Source organism: Micromonospora sp. NPDC050397 (genome assembly GCF_044901685.1).
Lineage (GTDB): Bacteria > Actinomycetota > Actinomycetes > Mycobacteriales > Micromonosporaceae > Micromonospora_G.
The window spans coordinates 186960-202944 of record NZ_JBJDPS010000005.1 but is presented as its reverse complement, the minus strand read 5'-3'; the positions used below and the strand labels follow the sequence as shown (position 1 = coordinate 202944).

Annotated in this window: 9 protein-coding genes, 2 tRNA genes and 1 pseudogene; 6 read left to right on the top strand and 6 right to left on the bottom strand. The window is 69.9% G+C overall.

Going from position 1 to position 15985, the window contains the following annotated elements; genetic code table 11:
• The first annotated feature begins 3 nt into the window (after positions 1 to 3).
• The 4 genes from ACI2K4_RS19770 to ACI2K4_RS19755 all read left to right on the top strand — a co-directional run bounded on the left by ACI2K4_RS19770 (position 4) and on the right by ACI2K4_RS19755 (position 6875).
• A complete protein-coding gene (locus tag ACI2K4_RS19770) occupies positions 4 to 1797 on the top strand; it encodes an HSP90 family protein (RefSeq protein ID WP_404513154.1) in 1794 nt (597 codons plus the stop codon).
• A gap of 5 nt (positions 1798 to 1802) precedes the next feature.
• Positions 1803 to 4715 carry a hypothetical protein gene (locus ACI2K4_RS19765; RefSeq protein ID WP_404513153.1) on the top strand — a complete coding sequence of 971 codons (2913 nt, stop codon included), beginning with the start codon at positions 1803 to 1805 and terminating at the stop codon, positions 4713 to 4715.
• Between the two features lie 108 nt (positions 4716 to 4823).
• The gene (locus tag ACI2K4_RS19760) at positions 4824 to 5447 is read left to right on the top strand and encodes a TetR/AcrR family transcriptional regulator (RefSeq protein WP_404513152.1); all 624 of its coding nucleotides are present in this window, start codon (positions 4824 to 4826) and stop codon (positions 5445 to 5447) included.
• A gap of 90 nt (positions 5448 to 5537) precedes the next feature.
• Positions 5538 to 6875, top strand: a complete 1338-nt coding sequence (locus tag ACI2K4_RS19755) for an acetyl/propionyl/methylcrotonyl-CoA carboxylase subunit alpha (RefSeq protein ID WP_404513151.1) — start codon at positions 5538 to 5540, stop codon at positions 6873 to 6875.
• Between the two features lie 335 nt (positions 6876 to 7210).
• Here ACI2K4_RS19755 and ACI2K4_RS19750 read toward each other — a convergent pair.
• The 6 genes from ACI2K4_RS19750 to gyrB all read right to left on the bottom strand — a co-directional run bounded on the left by ACI2K4_RS19750 (position 7211) and on the right by gyrB (position 13396).
• A tRNA-Ala gene (locus tag ACI2K4_RS19750) sits at positions 7211 to 7283 on the bottom strand.
• Between the two features lie 43 nt (positions 7284 to 7326).
• The gene (locus ACI2K4_RS19745; protein ID WP_404513150.1) at positions 7327 to 7455 is read right to left on the bottom strand and encodes a DLW-39 family protein; all 129 of its coding nucleotides are present in this window, start codon (positions 7453 to 7455) and stop codon (positions 7327 to 7329) included.
• Positions 7456 to 7496: 41 nt separating this feature from the next.
• Positions 7497 to 7570: transfer RNA gene (locus ACI2K4_RS19740), tRNA-Ile, on the bottom strand.
• A 178-nt stretch (positions 7571 to 7748) separates the two neighbouring features.
• Positions 7749 to 8750, bottom strand: coding sequence for a DUF3566 domain-containing protein (locus ACI2K4_RS19735; RefSeq protein ID WP_404513149.1), 1002 nt, complete (start codon positions 8748 to 8750; stop codon positions 7749 to 7751).
• Positions 8751 to 8753: 3 nt separating this feature from the next.
• On the bottom strand, positions 8754 to 11273 hold the full coding sequence (gyrA, locus tag ACI2K4_RS19730; RefSeq protein ID WP_404513148.1) for a DNA gyrase subunit A: 2520 nt from the start codon (positions 11271 to 11273) through the stop codon (positions 8754 to 8756).
• Positions 11274 to 11452: 179 nt separating this feature from the next.
• Positions 11453 to 13396, bottom strand: coding sequence for a DNA topoisomerase (ATP-hydrolyzing) subunit B (gyrB, locus tag ACI2K4_RS19725; protein ID WP_404513405.1), 1944 nt, complete (start codon positions 13394 to 13396; stop codon positions 11453 to 11455).
• A 524-nt stretch (positions 13397 to 13920) separates the two neighbouring features.
• On the opposite strand from gyrB, the gene ACI2K4_RS19720 reads away from it, so the two are divergent.
• Both ACI2K4_RS19720 and ACI2K4_RS19715 read left to right on the top strand, forming a co-directional pair.
• Entirely contained in the window at positions 13921 to 14475 is a 555-nt protein-coding gene (locus tag ACI2K4_RS19720; RefSeq protein ID WP_404513147.1) for a hypothetical protein, read from the top strand.
• 247 nt (positions 14476 to 14722) lie between these two features.
• Positions 14723 to 15856: pseudogene (locus ACI2K4_RS19715) on the top strand (MFS transporter); the annotation flags it as partial.
• Positions 15857 to 15985: the final 129 nt, after the last annotated feature.

Below are 15985 nucleotides of genomic sequence, written 5' to 3'. Positions count from 1 at the left end.
CGCGTGGACCGCACCTTTCAGGTAGACCTTCGGGGCATCGTCGACCTGCTCAGCCACCACCTGTACGCGAGCCCCCGGGTCTACCTCCGGGAGCTGCTGCAAAACGCGGCGGACGCGATCACCGCCCGGCGGGTGGCGGACCCGGGAGCACCGGCGGTGGTCTGGATCGAGCCGCCGGAGCTGACCGGTGACGGCACGCTCCGGATCCACGACACCGGGATCGGTCTCACCGAGGCACAGGTGCACGAACTGCTCGCCACCATCGGCCGCAGCTCCAAACGGGACGAGTTGGGCTTCGCCCGGCACGAGTTCCTGGGCCAGTTCGGCATCGGCCTGCTCTCCTGCTTCCTGGTCGCGGACGAGATCCGGGTCGCCACCCGGCACGCCGACCAGCAGACCGTGCTCTGGACCGGCCACACCGACGGCCGCTACGGCGTCGAGCTGGCCGCGCCGGGGAGCGGTCGGGACGAGCCGGGCACCACGGTCACGCTGGTCCCGCGCCCCGGCGCCGAGCAGTGGTTCACCGTACCGACGGTGACCGAGCTGGCCCGGCTCTTCGGCTCGCTGCTGCCGATCACGGTCCGGGTCGGCGAGCTGGAGACCACCACCGGGCCGCCGCCGTGGTCGCCCGCCGCCGACACCTCACCGGCCACCCGCCGAGAGAACCTGATCCGGTACGCGCGCGAGACGCTCGGCTTCACCCCGTTCGACGTCATCCCGCTCTCCGTACCGGAGGCCGGACTGACCGGGGCCGCCTTTGTGCTGCCCAGTCCCGCGAACCCGGCCGCCCGGGTCGGCCACCGGGTCTACCTGAAGCGGATGCTGCTCACCGAGGGCGCGGAGGGGCTGCTGCCGGAGTGGGCGTTCTTCGCCCGTTGCGTGGTCGACGCCGGTGAGCTGCGCCCCACCGCGAGCCGCGAGGCGCTCTACGAGGACAGCCTGCTGGAAGCGACCCGGGAGGCGCTCGGCGACCAACTGCGTGGCTGGCTGGTGCGCCTCGCCAGCGGTGACCCGCGCCGGCTCGGCGAGTTCCTCCAGGTGCACCACCTCGGCGTGAAGGCGCTGGCGCTGCACGACGACGAGATGCTGCGCCTGGTCGAGCAGTGGTGGCCGATGGAGACCAACGCCGGAAGGATGACGCTCGCCGAGTTCCGGTCCCGGCACGGCCTGATCCGCTACGCCGCGACCACCGACGAGTTCCGGCAGCTCGCCGCGGTGGCCGCGGCACAGGACCTGGCCGTGGTCAACGGCGGCTACACGTACGACACCGAGATCATCGAGCGGTTGCCGGGGCTGGACCGGAGCGTGTTGATCGAGCGGCTGGAGCCGACCGACCTCACCACCCGGTTCGACACCCTCGACCCGGGCGTCGAGCTGGCGTTGCGCCCGTTCCTGCTCGCCGCCCAACGGTCACTGGACCGGCTCGGCTGCGAGGTGGCGCTGCGCGCGTACGACCCGGTGTCGTTGCCGGCGCTCTACCTGGTCAGCCGGACGGCGGCCTGGCACGACCAGCTCGAGTCGACCCGGCAGCGGGCCGACGAGCTGTGGGCCGGGGTGCTCGACGCGATCGCCTCCTCCGGACCGCCGGAGCGGCCACAACTGGTGCTCAACCACCGCAACCCGCTGGTCCGCCGGATCACCACGATCGGCGACCCGGAGCTGGTCGGGCTCGCCGTCGAGGCGCTGTACGGGCAGGCGCTGCTGCTCGGTTACCACCCGATCCGCCCGGCCGACGCGGCCCTGCTCAACAACTCGTTCCTCGGCCTGCTCGGCCGGGCCGTCCCGGGACAGGAGTGAAGACCGTGAGCGGCGGAAACGACGACCTCCGGGCGGCGTACCAGCAGGTGGCCCAGATGCCGTTCGGCGCCGGGCAGATCGCCGCGGTCGAGCAACTGATCCGGCAGGTCGACGCCAAGGACGACCAGGAGCTGGCCTTCGGCGTACGGATGCTCGCCACCAGCGCCTACACCTACGGCGGTGAGCCGGCGAAGTCGTTTGTCACCTTCTCGTGGTGCCTGGCCGACTACGACCGCAACCCCCAGCCGTACCACGAGCACTTCGTGCGGACCCTGCTCTGGCACTTCAAGCACATGGTCAACGCGTTGCTCGACTTCCCCGAGGTGCCGCTGGAACGGACGTACGCGGTCCTCGACGACATGGAGCGCCGCTACCGCGAGGGCGGGCACAGCCTCCAGGCGGTGTACAAGTACCGGCACCTGGTGGCCCGGCACCGGGGAGCCGAACAGGAGAGCGAGGAGTGGTACCGGAAGTGGGTCACCGCACCCCGGGACGACCTCTCCGACTGCGCCGGCTGCGACCCGTCGGGCCGGGTCCGGCACCTCGTCGGCACCGGACAGATCGAGGAGGCGGTGGCGCTCGCCGAACCCGTACTCGCCGGGCAGCTCACCTGCAACGAGCAACCGCAGGGGATCCTGACCAGCCTGCTCGTGCCCTACCTCCGGTCCGGGCGGCGCGAACAGGCGCGGGACGCGCACCGGCAGGCGTACCGACGGCTGCGCGGCAATCTAGCCGACCTCGGCAGCATCGGCGAGCACGTCGAGTTCTGCGCGCTGACCGGGAACGAGTCCCGGGGCCTGGAAATCGTCGAACGGCACCTGGACTGGTTGGACCGGGCGCCGTCGCCGGCCGACGCGATGTCCTTCGCCGCCGCCTCGGCGCTGGTCCTGCGCCGGCTGGACCGCGCCGGCCACGCTGGGCTGGTCGTGCACCGGCGCGGGCACGGTGACCGGGCGGCGGCCGACCTGCCGGTCGGCGTACTCGCCGAGGATCTGGCCCGGCTCGCCACCGGCCTCGCCGAGCGGTTCGACGACCGCAACGGCACCAGCGCCCAGTCCACCTGGGTCGCCCGGCGGCTGGTGGCCGAGCCGATCGGCGAACACCTGCCGTTGTCGGCGACCGCCCGCCGCCGCAGCGACCGGAGCCGGCCGACCGGTGCCGAGCCGGTCGGTGGGGCCGGCTCGGACGCCGCCGACCCGGGCCGGACTCCCACGGTCGCCGCGCCGGTCGTGGTCGAGGTGCCGACCGAGGCGACCGGTACGGACCTGCTCGACCTCGCGGAGCAGCACTGGAACACCGAGCGGTACGAGCACCTGCGGGCGGTCCTGGGGGTGTTCGAGGAACGCTTCGGTGATGCCGGGTTGGACCCGATGGACGAGGCGCGCTGGGTCGAGTTCCAGGCCGTACGGCGGGTGCTGGACGAGGACCGGCCGGGCGCGGTCGAACTGGTCCGCCGGGCCGTCGACCTCTACCGGGAGATCCCCGACCGACGGCGGGAGTGGGTGGTCACCGGCCGGCTCGGCGTACTGCTCTGCCAGACCGAGCGGGAGACCGAGGGGCTTCCGTTGGTCGAGGCGGCGGTGGCGTACCTGGCCGAACATGGTGACCGGGCCGACACGGCGGCGATGCACGACCGGTCCGCCATGGCGTTGGCCGGGTTGCAGCGCTGGACCGAGGCGCTGGCCGCGGTCGAGCTGGCGGCCGAGGCTGCGGCCAAGGTGGACGACCCGTACCTGGACGCGCGGATCAAGCTGCGTCGGGCCATCTGCCTCCAGGCCCTGGAGCGGCAGCCGGAGGCACGGGAGCTGGCGGCCCTGGCTCGCGACCGCTACCGGGCGCTCGGATCGGCCGAGCGGCTGGCGGCGGCGTGTATCTGCCACGCGCAGACCCTGGACGACCCGGCCGAGGTACGCGACGCGCTGGACGAGGCCCTGTCGGTCGCGACCGGGGACGGGGTGCTGCACGCCCGGATCGGTCGGGCCCGCGCGTCGCTGGCGTTGCACCGCCCGGAGGACGCGGTCGAGGACTTCGTCGAGGCGGTCGGCATCTGTGCCGAGCAGGGCATCGTGGACGGGTCGGCGTTCCTCCGGTTCGAGCTGGCGAACGCGTACCGGCTCGCCGGGCGGATGCTCGACGCGGCCGAGGTGGCCGAGGAGGCCGTACGCGAGCTGGACCGGCTCGGCCACCAGGGGGACGCGGACCGGTGCCGGCACCTGCTCGCCGAGGTCTACCGCGAGCTGGACGAGGACCAACTCGCGCTGACCCTGCTGGACCAGTTGGCGGAGAACCTGGACGGGCCGGACAACCTGGCGGCCCGCGCCCAGGTGCTGGAGGAGGCCGGCGACCTGCTGTACGCGCAGGACCGGGACGCGCTGGCGGCGCAGCGGTTCGCCTCGGCGGCAACCGCGTTCGGGCTGGCCGGGCTGCCACTGGACGAGTCCCGGGGGCGGCGGCGGGAGGCGGACGCCCGGCACTGGGCGGGCGAGCCCGAGGGCGCCCTGGCGGCGGTCGCGCGGGCCGAGGTGGTGCTGGCCGGACTGCCGGCGGAGGCCGCGGAGCAGCCGGCGGCGATCTGGGAGTCGTCGATGTTGGCCGACAGTGCCGCCCGTGCCCTGGTCGCCGCCGAGCGGCCGGAGGAGGCGCTGCGCCGGATCGAGGACGTGCCGGCTCGGCTGCGGTCGATCGAGGCGTTCGGGGAGGCGTTGCAGGTCGAGTTGCTGACCGGTGAGGTGTTGCTGCGACTGGACCGGTTGCCCGAGGCGGAGCGCCTGCTGCGGACCACCCTCGCCGCCCTGCCGACCGGCTCCGGGGTGGTACGCCGAGCCGCCTGGCTGCTGGCCGAGGCGCTGGGGCGGCTCGGGCGTACCGAGGAGGCCGAGGCGCTGCGTCAGGAGCACGACCTGGACGCCGATGGCTGAGCGAGCGGACCCTTACCGTACGTGGAATTGTTCGTCCATCTGGTGGGACGCCGGTGGGCGGGCGAAGCTGTTGTCCGCTGCCGTTTGACAACTGACTAGGCTGGCCTTGTGACGCTGGAACAGCAGGTGACAGGGGCGACGCCGGGCGCGACTCCGGCGAGCCCACGGCGCCGGTCGCGCCGGGACGAAATTCTGGAGATCGCGGTCGGGCTCTTTGCCGCCCGTGGCTATCACGGCGTTTCCATGGACGACATCGGATCCGCCGCCGGCGTCACCGGGCCCGCGCTCTACCACCACTTCGCCGGCAAGGAGGCGATGCTCGCCGCCGCCCTGACCCCGGTCAGCCAGGGTCTGCTCGACGGTGGCCGGCAGCGGGTGGCCGAACACACCGGGCAGCCGCAGGCGATCCTGGAGTCGTTGATCGACTTCCACGTCGACTTCGCGCTCGCCCACCCGGCGGTGATCGCGCTGCACCTGCACGAGCTGGACCGGCTGCCGGACGAGCCCCGCCGGCAGATCCGCCGGTTGCAGCGGCTCTACGTCGAGGAGTGGGTGTCGGTGCTGACCGTGCTGCGCCCCGGGCTGGACGCCGGGGAGGCACGGGTGCTGGCGCACGCCGCCTTCGGCCTGATGAACTCCACCCCGTTCCTGGGTGGCGAGGTCGACCGGCGCCGCCGGGCCGCGCTGCTCCGGGCGGCGACCCTCGCGGCCCTGCTCGGTCCGGTCTCCTGAGGGGGTCCATCGAGACCCGGACTGGGTGATCCGGGGGTGCTCGTGGTGTCCTTGCACGGTCAGGAGACCCGGAGACCCCGAGGAGAAGACATGATCCAGTCGCTGCTGGTCGCGAATCGAGGTGAGATCGCCCGGCGCGTCATCCGCACCGCCCGGCGACTCGGCATACGTACGGTGGCGGTCTACTCCGAGGCGGACGTCGACCTGCCGTTCGTTCGGGAGGCCGACGAGGCGGTCTGCGTGGGACCGGCGAACCCGGCCCAGAGTTACCGCAACGCCGAGGCGATCCTCGCCGCGGCCAAGTCGACCGGGGTCGAGGCGATCCACCCCGGCTACGGCTTCCTGTCGGAGAACGCCGACTTCGCCCGTACCGTCGAGGCCAACGGCCTGATCTGGGTCGGACCGGGCCCGGACGCGATCAGCGCGATGGGCGACAAGATCAACGCCCGGAACCTGATGGCCGCCGCCGGGGTGCCGGTGGCACCCGGCACCACCGACCCGGCCGCCGACGTCGACGCGGCGCTGGCGGCGGCGGAGTCGATCGGCTTCCCGGTGATGGTCAAGGCCGCGGCCGGTGGCGGGGGCATGGGCATGGCGGTGGCGACCGACGCCGACTCACTGCGCACCGAGTACGACAAGGTCCGCGCGTTCGCCGAGCGGATGTTCGGCGACGGTTCGGTGTTGATCGAGCGTTACTTCCCCCGGGTACGTCACGTCGAGGTGCAGATCCTCGGCCTGGCCGACGGTCGGGTGGTGGCGTTGGGTGAGCGGGAGTGCTCGGTCCAGCGGCGCAACCAGAAGCTGGTCGAAGAGTCGCCGTCCCCGGCCGTCTCGCCCGAGTTGCGTCAGCGTTTTCTCGCGGCGGCGGTGCGGGCTGGTGAGGCGGTGGGATATCGCAACGCCGGTACGGTCGAGTGCCTGCTGGACCCGGGTAGCGGTGAGTTCTTCTTCTTGGAGATGAACACCCGGCTCCAGGTCGAGCACCCGGTTACGGAGTTGGTCTACGGGGTTGACCTGGTCGAGGAGCAGTTGCGGGCGGCTTCCGGGCTGGCGCCGAACTTCGATCCCGATGCGCTGGTGCCCAGCGGGCACGCGATCGAGTTGCGGGTGAACGCCGAGGACCCGAAGCGGTTCCTGCCCGGTCCCGGGGTGGTCAAGACGTGGGTGGAGCCCACGGGCGAAGGGGTCCGCGTCGACTCCGGTTACGCCATGGGTACGACGGTGACCCCGTTTTATGACTCGCTCATGGCCAAGCTCATCGTGTACGGCGTTGATCGCGCGGAAGCCATTGCGCGGGCGCGGGCTGCGGTTGCCGGGTTCGAGGTGGCCGGGCCCAAGTGCAACCTGCCGTTCTTTGCTGAGTTGTTGGAGAACGAGGAGTTTGTCTCGGGGAACTATGACACCGGGATCGTTTCTCGGATGCGTTGATGTGGGGGTGGGTGGGGCCCACCGTGCCGACTCTGGGCCGTCAGGCTTGATCCCCGCCGTGGGCACGGTGGGCCCCACCCTGGTACGTCAGGTCGAGGTGACCATCCCGGTCGGTGAAGTGGCGCGTATCGGTCCAGCGGCAGCTTCTGCCGGCCGTGTCGGGTCGCGTCGGCCCTGGCTTGGATGCAGGTGGCGATCAGGTTGTTGACGGTCGCCGTCGGGGACGTACCGTGGCAGCGGCACGGGCTTCAAATCCGCAAGATCAGGGCTGACCTGTGTCGAAACTGTGCCAGTGACCCTGAGACCGTTGGGGCCCCGGTCGAAGCGATATTCGGTGGAGCCGAGGGGACTCGAACCCCTAACCCCTGCCTTGCAAAGGCAGTGCTCTGCCAGTTGAGCTACGGCCCCGGGTGACTGGTGCCACCGGGTCGGTCGATCCAGGTTTCGGGAACTATCGAAGGTCGGGCGCGGTGGTGGCCTCGTGCCAGAGCGCGCGCTCGTCGTTGGAGTCCTTGACCTTCTTGGCGATCAATGCCGCCACGCCGACAACGCTGGCGATGATCAGAAGCTTCTTGAACATGACAGTCCCTCACGTTCGACTGCTGTCGGACGGTCTGAAAGTGGGGCTAGCTGGAATCGAACCAGCGACCTCAGAGTTATCAGCTCTGCGCTCTAACCGACTGAGCTATAGCCCCGTGCGACGAGCAAGGTTACCGCACCTTTGGTCAGCGCCTCAAATCAGGGGCGAACCCCCACGCTGACCTGCGGCAACACCTCACGTACGGGCTGGCATGGCAGTCGTTGCCGCCGGTGGGCGAATGCAGAACGCCGGGGCCACCGCACAACCGCGGAGCCCCGGCGTCACACGCATTGTCAGTCCCGCTCGGCGAGCGTCAACTCGATCCCGCCGACCAGGTCGGCACAGACGTTGTAGACGAACGCCCCGAGCGTGGCGAGCGCGGTGAAGAGCACCACGTTCACCAGCCCGATCAACGCCGAACTCAGGATCACGCCCTTGGCCGTGATCGAGAAGGCGCTGTCACTCTGACCGCCACCGGCGTTGATCAGGTCGGCCAGGCTGCTGTTCACACTCTCGAAGACGCCCATGGCGTCGAGCGCGAGGTAGAGCACCGAGGTTGCGACGATCACAACGACAAAGAGCACCAGAGACACCGCGAACGAGAACTTCATGACGGACCAGGGGTCGATCCGCTTGAGGTTCAGCCTGGCCCGACGCGGCCCGCGCGACGCGGCGCTGCCGACCGCGCCACGGGCGGACCTTACCGCCTCGCTCACCCTGGCCGCACCGACCGCGGCGGCAGCACCGAAGCCACGACCCGCTCCGGTGGTCGGACGAGCGGATCCGGTGGCCCGCCCCTCCTCCTGGCCGGCGGGCCCGGCGCTGGGCGTTCCCGACGCCGGCTGACCAAGCACCGACATGCCGGGCAGAGTCTGACCCGGCATGGACTGACCGGGAGCGGGCTGACCCGGACGATCGGGCGTCTGCGGCCGGCCGGCCGGACCAGGTGTTCCCGGCCGGCTCTGCGCACCGGGTCGCTCGGGGGCCGGGCCGCCGCTGGCCGACGTACCCGCCTCGGCGGTCGGCCCGGATGCGGGTGCCGAGGGTGTGGGGGCGGCACTCCCCACGGCCACACCACTTACCTCCGCCGGACGGCTCGCCTCACCGCTCGGCTGGTCCGGCGGCGGTGGCATTCCAGGTGCCCGGGTGAACTTCGGCGAGGGCGCGTCGGCGGGGACCACCGCCCGGCCGACGGCCGCGCGACCGGTCGCTGGTGCGCCGCCGGCGGCGGCCTCCTCGTCGACCGGGTTGGCCGAGGTCCCCGCACTCCCCGACTTCGCCTGTGTCTCCGTCATCAACTAGTCCTGTTCGTCAGGCTCGTCGGCATTGCGAGCAATGGCCACGATCGTCACACCATCCGGGAGGTCCATCAGCTTGACCCCCATTGTGTTCCGATCGCGTGTACGGCGTACAGGCTTCACCGGAGTCCGGATGACGCCGCCGTTACTGGTGATCGCGAACAGCTCGTCGTCCGGGCTGATCACTACTGCGCCGACCAGTCCACCACGGCGTTCCGTGATCTTCGCGGTCAGCACACCCTTTCCTCCCCGGCCCTGGACCGGATATTCCTCGATCGGCGTACGTTTTGCGTACCCGCCGTTCGTCGCCACCAGGACATCCATCCCTTCGCGGACCACCTCCATGGCCAGCAGGACGTCGTCGTCGGTGAACCGCATCCCGATAACGCCCGTGGTCGCCCGGCCCATCGGCCGCAGCGCCTCGTCGGTGGCGTTGAACCGGATCGCTTGCGCCTTTTTGGACACCAACAGGAGATCGTCCTCGGGTCCGGCAAGTGCCGCTCCGACCAGCTCGTCCTCGTCGCGAAGGTTGATCGCGATGATGCCGCCGGAACGGTTGGAGTCGAACTCCTCCAGCTTGGTCTTCTTGACCAGGCCCTTCTGCGTCGCCAGCACCAGGTACGGCGCGACCTGGTAGTCCGGGATCTGGATCACCTGGGCGATCTGCTCGTCCGGCTGGAAGGCGAGCAGGTTCGCGACGTGCTGACCCTTTGCCGTCCGGCTCGCCTCGGGCAGCTCGTACGCCTTCGCCCGGTAAACCCGACCCTTGTTGGTGAAGAAGAGCATCCAGTTGTGCGTCGAGCCGACAAAGAAGTGGCTGACGATGTCGTCCTGGCGCAGCGTGGCTCCGCTGACGCCCTTGCCACCCCGGCGCTGCGAGCGGTAGAGGTCGACCTTGGTCCGCTTGGCATAACCGGTACGGGTGATCGTGACCACCACGTCCTCGCGCGCGATCAGGTCTTCCATGGAGACCTCGCCGTCGAACGGCAGGATCTTCGTACGCCGCTCGTCGCCCCACTTGGCCACGATCTCGCCAAGCTCCTCGGAAACGATCTTCCGCTGCCGCTCCGGCTTGGCCAGGATGTCCTTGTAGTCGGCGATCTCGAGCTCGATCTTCGCCAACTCGTCGATGATTTTCTGGCGCTCCAGTGCGGCGAGCCGCCGCAGTTGCATGTCCAGGATCGCGGTCGCCTGGATCTCGTCGATGTCGAGGAGCTGGATCAGGCCCTGCCGCGCCTCTTCGACCGTGGGCGAGCGCCGGATCAGGGCGATCACGTCGTCGAGTGCGTCGAGGGCCCGGACCAGACCACGCAGGATGTGCGCCCGCTCCTCGGCCTTACGCAGCCGGTACGCGGTCCGCCTGCGGATCACCTCGATCTGGTGCTCGACGTAGTAACGGATGAACTGGGCCAGGTTGAGCGTGCGCGGCACCCCGTCGACCAGCGCCAGCATGTTGGCGCCGAAGGTCTCCTGGAGCTGGGTGTGCTTGTAGAGGTTGTTCAGCACCACCTTGGCGACCGCGTCGCGCTTGAGCACCAGGACGATCCGCATACCCGTACGCCCGGAGGACTCGTCCCGGATGTCGGCGATGCCGGCGAGCTTGCCCTCCTTGATCAGCTCGGCGATGCGCTCGGCCAGGTTGTCCGGGTTGACCTGGTAGGGCAGCTCGCTGACGACGAGCGAGGTACGCCCCCGCTTGTCCTCCTCCACCTCGACCACGGCACGCATCCGGATCGAACCACGGCCGGTCCGGTAGGCGTCCTGGATCGGCTGGTGACCGACGATCAACCCGTAGGTCGGGAAGTCCGGCCCCTTGACGATCTCGATCAGCGCGTCGAGGGTGGTCGCCTCGTCGGCGTCCGGGTTCTCCAGGCACCACTGCACCGCCGCGCCGATCTCGCGCAGGTTGTGCGGCGGGATCTTGGTGGCCATGCCGACCGCGATCCCCTCGGAGCCGTTGAGGAGCAGGTTCGGGATCCGGGACGGCAGGATCGTCGGTTCCTTGGCCCGGCCGTCGTAGTTGTCCTGGAGGTCGACGGTGTCCTCGTCGATGTCCCGGAGCATCTCCATCGCCAGCGGGTCGAGCTTGCACTCGGTGTACCGCATCGCGGCGGCGGGGTCGTTGCCCGGCGAGCCGAAGTTGCCGTTGCCGTCGACCAACGGGTAGCGCAGCGACCAGGTCTGCGCCATCCGGACCAGCGCGTCGTAGATCGACGAGTCGCCGTGCGGGTGGAACTGGCCCATCACGTCGCCGACCACCCGGGAGCACTTGACGTACCCCCGGTCGGGCCGGTAGCCGGAGTCGAACATCGCGTAGAGGATCTTGCGGTGTACGGGCTTGAGGCCGTCCCGTACGTCCGGCAGGGCACGACCGACGATCACGCTCATCGCGTAGTCGAGGTAGGACCGCTGCATCTCCACCTCGAGCCCCACCGGCTCGATGCGGTCGTGCTGGACCACCGCTCCGCCGGCGGCAGCCGCTTCCGGCTCGCTATCGAAGGACTCGGGAGTATCCGTCACTGTCAACCCTTATCAGACTAATCGGCCGCTTTCCCTGTGGATAACGGCTGTGGAAACCGTCGAAGCTGTGGATAACCATGTGGATTCAAGTACTCGTACACCCACCGGTCACCCTCATGTCCACCCTCGGTCAACCGGAACCCACGCCGCCGGCAAGACCTTGGTGTCCAGGATTCGCCTTAAATATCTAGGAACCGGACATCCTTCGCGTTTCGCTGGATAAACGACCGGCGCGCCTCCACGTCCTCACCCATGAGGACGCTGAAGAGTTCGTCGGCGGTTGCAGCGTCGTCGAGCGTGACCTGACGCAGCGTACGCGTTGCCGGGTTCATCGTGGTCTCCCACAGCTCCGGGTAGTTCATCTCGCCCAGACCCTTGAACCGCTGGATGTCGTCCGGCTTGGCGTTGGCCTTCTTCTGCTGCCGCAGCGCGATCAGTCCGTCCCGCTCCCGGTCGGAGTAGGCGTACTGGGCGTCGTCGCCCTTCTTGTTCCACTTGATTTTGTACAGCGGCGGGGCGGCCAGGTAGACGTGCCCCAGCTCCACCAGTGGCCGCATGAAGCGGAACAGCAGGGTCAGCAGCAGGGTCTGGATGTGCTGGCCGTCGACGTCCGCGTCGGCCATCAGCACGATCTTGTGGTACCGCAGCTTCTCGATGTCGAAGTCGTCGTGGATGCCGGTGCCCAGCGCGGTGATCAACGCCTGGACCTCGTTGTTCTTCAGCACCCGGTCGATCCGGGCCTTCTCCACGTTGAGGATCTTGCCGCGGATCGGCAGGATCGCCTGGGTACGCGGATCCCGCCCCTGCTTGGCGGAGCCACCGGCGGAGTCACCCTCGACGATGAACACCTCGGACTCGCGCGGGTCGGTCGACTGGCAGTCGGCCAGCTTGCCCGGCATCGATCCGGACTCGAGCAGCGACTTACGACGGGCCAGCTTGCGCGCCTGGGCAGCGGCGATCCGGGCCCGAGCGGCCTGGGACGCCTTGGTGATGATCATCTTGGCCTCGGCCGGGTTCCGGTCGAACCAGTCCACCAGCCACTCGTTGCAGACCCGCAGCACGAAGCTCTTCACCGGGGTGTTGCCCAGCTTGGTCTTGGTCTGGCCCTCGAACTGCGGGTTCGCCAGCTTGACCGAGATGATCGCGGCGAGCCCCTCCCGGATGTCCTCGCCGGAGAGCTTCTCGTCGCCCTTGAGGAGTTTCTTCTCCGCGCCGTACTTGTTGACCACACCGGTCAACGCCGCCCGGAAGCCCTCCTCGTGGGTGCCGCCCTCGTGGGTGTTGATCGTGTTGGCGAAGGTGTAGACCGACTCGCCGTAGGACTCGTTCCACTGCATGGCGATCTCGACCGACATGCCCTCTTCCTCGGCCCCGAACTCGACCACGGTCTTGTGGATCGGGCTCTTCGAGGCGTTCAGGTGGCGGACGAAGTCGGCGATACCGCCCTTGTAGCAGAAGGTCACCTCGCGCGGCTTGCCGTCCTCCTCCTGGACCCGCTCGTCGCGCAGTTGGATGGTGAGCCCCCGGTTGAGGAAGGCCATCTCCTGGAGCCGGCGGTAGATCGTCTCGAAGGTGAACTCGACCGTCTCGAAGACCGTCGGGTCCGGCCAGAACGCCACCGAGGAGCCGCTCAGGTTGGTCGCCTCACCCTTCTCCAGCGGCGTCGGCTTGGAGTTGTCGTAGCGCTGCCGCCAGACAAAACCGTCCTTGTGGATCTCCAGGGCCATCCGCACGGAAAGCGCGTTCACCACCGAGACGCCGACGCCGTGCAGGCCGCCGGAGACCGCGTACGCCTTGCCGTCGAACTTGCCGCCCGCGTGCAGCACGGTCAGCGCCACCTCGACACCCGGCTTCTTCAGCTTCGGGTGGATGTCCACGGGGAAGCCCCGGCCGTTGTCGACCACCCGCACGCCACCGTCGGCGAGCAGCGTCACCAGGATGGTGTCGCAGTATCCGGCCAGTGCCTCGTCGACCGCGTTGTCGACTACCTCCCAGACCAGGTGGTGCAGACCGCGCTCGCCGGTAGATCCGATGTACATACCGGGCCGCTTGCGGACGGCCTCCAGACCTTCGAGCACCTGGATCGAGTCGGCACCGTAATCCTGCTTGTCCTGCGCTGCCACCTTGGCCACTTTCTCGCACCATCCGGGCACCAGGGCACGGCGGGCGCGGGTTTGGCGGGCACGGCGACCTCAGCGCACACGGACCGGCACCACGATTAAACTGCGGATACGGCCGAAAGCGCCGGTCGCCGCGGATGCCCGCGGATCGCGATCGGCTCGGACCCGGTGCGGACTGGTGGCACAGGCCGGTACGGCCCGCGTCGTCGCTCCACACCTTGTCCTCGTCTCTGGCGTCAATCCTACTGTGCCGAGACGACAGAACCAGTACGCGGCACCCCTGCGGACCGCCTGAGACCTCCGTAGCGGGCCGCACCCCGCCTCCCACGACTCCCCCCACACGCCATCCGTCGGATCATGGCCGCTCTCCGGCGCGCAGCGCGAGCCGGAGACGGATCTTGGCGCGACCCGGTAACGGATCTTGACCAGTGGGGGTCGCGCGAACCGCTCGCCGTGCCGTAACTTTGCGTCGCTGTCTCCGTGCCTCGGACGGCCGGCTCGGTATGTGCTCAGGAGGGTGACGCTCGATGGGGCTGGACAACGTCGCGGTGCATTGGCCGCGTACCGGCCGCTTCTACGACCCGGTGGCCCCGGCCGACTTCGTGGACTTCGGCGACCTCGCCGACGCGCCCGAGGTCGCCGCGCCGACCGCCGCGCTGGCCGGTCACATCGCCAAGACCGGTACGGTCCGGGCGACCGCGTACACCGAACTGGTCGATCTGCTGCTCGGCCTCGATGGTGTGCTGTACGCCACAGAGGCGGCGGCGGAGGACGAGGACCCGGTGATCGACCCGGACGGCTGCGCGTGGATAGCCGGCGGCCTGGAGCGGTTCGTCGACGGGCATCGCCAACACGGCGATTTGGTGACCTTCGACACGGTGGGCGCCGTGCTCCGCGCGGCACTGGCCGACGGCCGGCTCGCCGAGCAGCAGTTGCGTTGGCTGGACACCCGACTCGACGCGCTGCGTGACGAATCCGGCGCCGCCCCGCAGTGGAGCTTCGTCCGCTCGGAGCTGAGCGTGCTGGCCGGGTTCTACCGCCGATGCGCCGACCGGGGCTTTGCCGTCTACGCCGACTCCTGAGCGGGCCGGTCGCCCCGTTCCAGCGTTCTGACGCCGCGGTTCTCGTGTACCGCCCCGCACCGCGTACGCGCGCCGTTGGCGGGTGAGGACGCACCCGTACGACCGTCGGCGGCGTGAGGTCGACCACCAGAAGTAATGGTTTAGCTACAGAGCGAGCCAGTATTGCGGGTCGTCACCGACGGTCGGTGACCAACCGGAATCTGGTGGGTGCTCGGCGCCGCCGTCCGAGGGGGGTCGGCACGCGGCCATGCGCGCCACATTCGCTGCACTGCGCCATCGCAACTACCGCATCTGGGCCGGCGCCGGCTTCGTATCGGTCATCGGCACCTGGATGCAGGTTCTCGGTGTCAACTGGTTCGTACTCCAGCAGACCGGTTCGGTCACCTCGATGGGCTGGACAATCCTGCTCCAGGCGCTGCCCAGCCTGCTGCTCAGCACCTGGGGCGGCGCCCTGGCCGACCGGCTGCGTGCCCGGCCCCTGCTGATCGGCACCCAGGTGATGCACACCGCGCTCGCCTTCGGGCTGGCGGCGGTCGCCTGGTCGGACACGGGTGGACTGCCGGTGATCTACGCGATCTCCCTCGTCAGTGGCGCGGTCTCCGCCGTGGAGGGCCCGGTGATGGGCCGGTGGGGTTCGACCCTGGTCGACCGAGCCACCCTCGGCAACGCGCTCGCTCTGGGCTCGCTCACCAACTCCGCCGGTCGGATCCTGGGCATGAGTGTCGGCGCCGTGCTGGTCGCCGCCGCCGGCCCGGCCCCGCTCTTTGTCGTCAACGCGATCAGTTTCGCCGCTGTGGTGCTGGCACTCTTCGCCATCCGGGAACGGGACCTGCACTCGCCCGAAGCGGCGCCAGCGATCACCGCAGCAGCGGTGACGAGCCCCGAACCGGGGTCGGCCCGCTCCGGGCGCTCCGGGCGCTCCACCGAACGTGGCGGGGTCCGGGCCGGCTTCGCGTACCTGCGGGGGCAGCCGGTGGTGCTGACCATGCTCGCCCTCGCCTTCGTCCTCGGCAGCCTCGGCCGCAACTACCAGGTGACCATGGCGGCGATGAGCGACGGCCCGCTCGGCGCCGGAGCCTCCGGGTACGGAATGCTCTCGACCGTCTTCGCGATCGGCACCGTGATCGGTGCGCTGGTCGCCGCCCAGCGTCGGGAGCTGGGCTACGGCATCCTGGTCGGTGCCGGCATTCTGGGCAGCCTGCTCCAGATCCTCGCCGGGCTGGCCCCGGGCGCATGGACCTTCGCCGCGTTCATCCTGCCGATCGCAGCCGCCGCCGTGATCATCGATACCACCGTCGGCACCCGGGCCCAGCTCGACACCGCCGGGGCGATGCGGGGGCGGGTGCTCGCCGCTGTCGGGGTGACCGGCTCGATCTCCGCCGCCGTCGGCGCACCGCTGCTCGGCTGGCTCTCCGAGCACTCCGGCCCCCGCCAGACCCTGGTCCTGGCCGGCACGGTCGCGGCGGTCGCCTCGGCCGCCGCCGGGGTGGCGCTGGCCCGGCAACGCCGG

Bases quoted from the DNA above. Each gene is read 5' to 3' on its own strand.
- ACI2K4_RS19735 (WP_404513149.1), bottom strand. From the start codon at position 8,750: ATGACGGAGACACAGGCGAAGTCGGGGAGTGCGGGGACCTCGGCCAAC.
- ACI2K4_RS19720 (WP_404513147.1), top strand. From the start codon at position 13,921: ATGGGGCTGGACAACGTCGCGGTGCATTGGCCGCGTACCGGCCGCTTC.
- ACI2K4_RS19755 (WP_404513151.1), top strand. From the start codon at position 5,538: ATGATCCAGTCGCTGCTGGTCGCGAATCGAGGTGAGATCGCCCGGCGC.
- ACI2K4_RS19745 (WP_404513150.1), bottom strand. From the start codon at position 7,455: ATGTTCAAGAAGCTTCTGATCATCGCCAGCGTTGTCGGCGTGGCGGCA.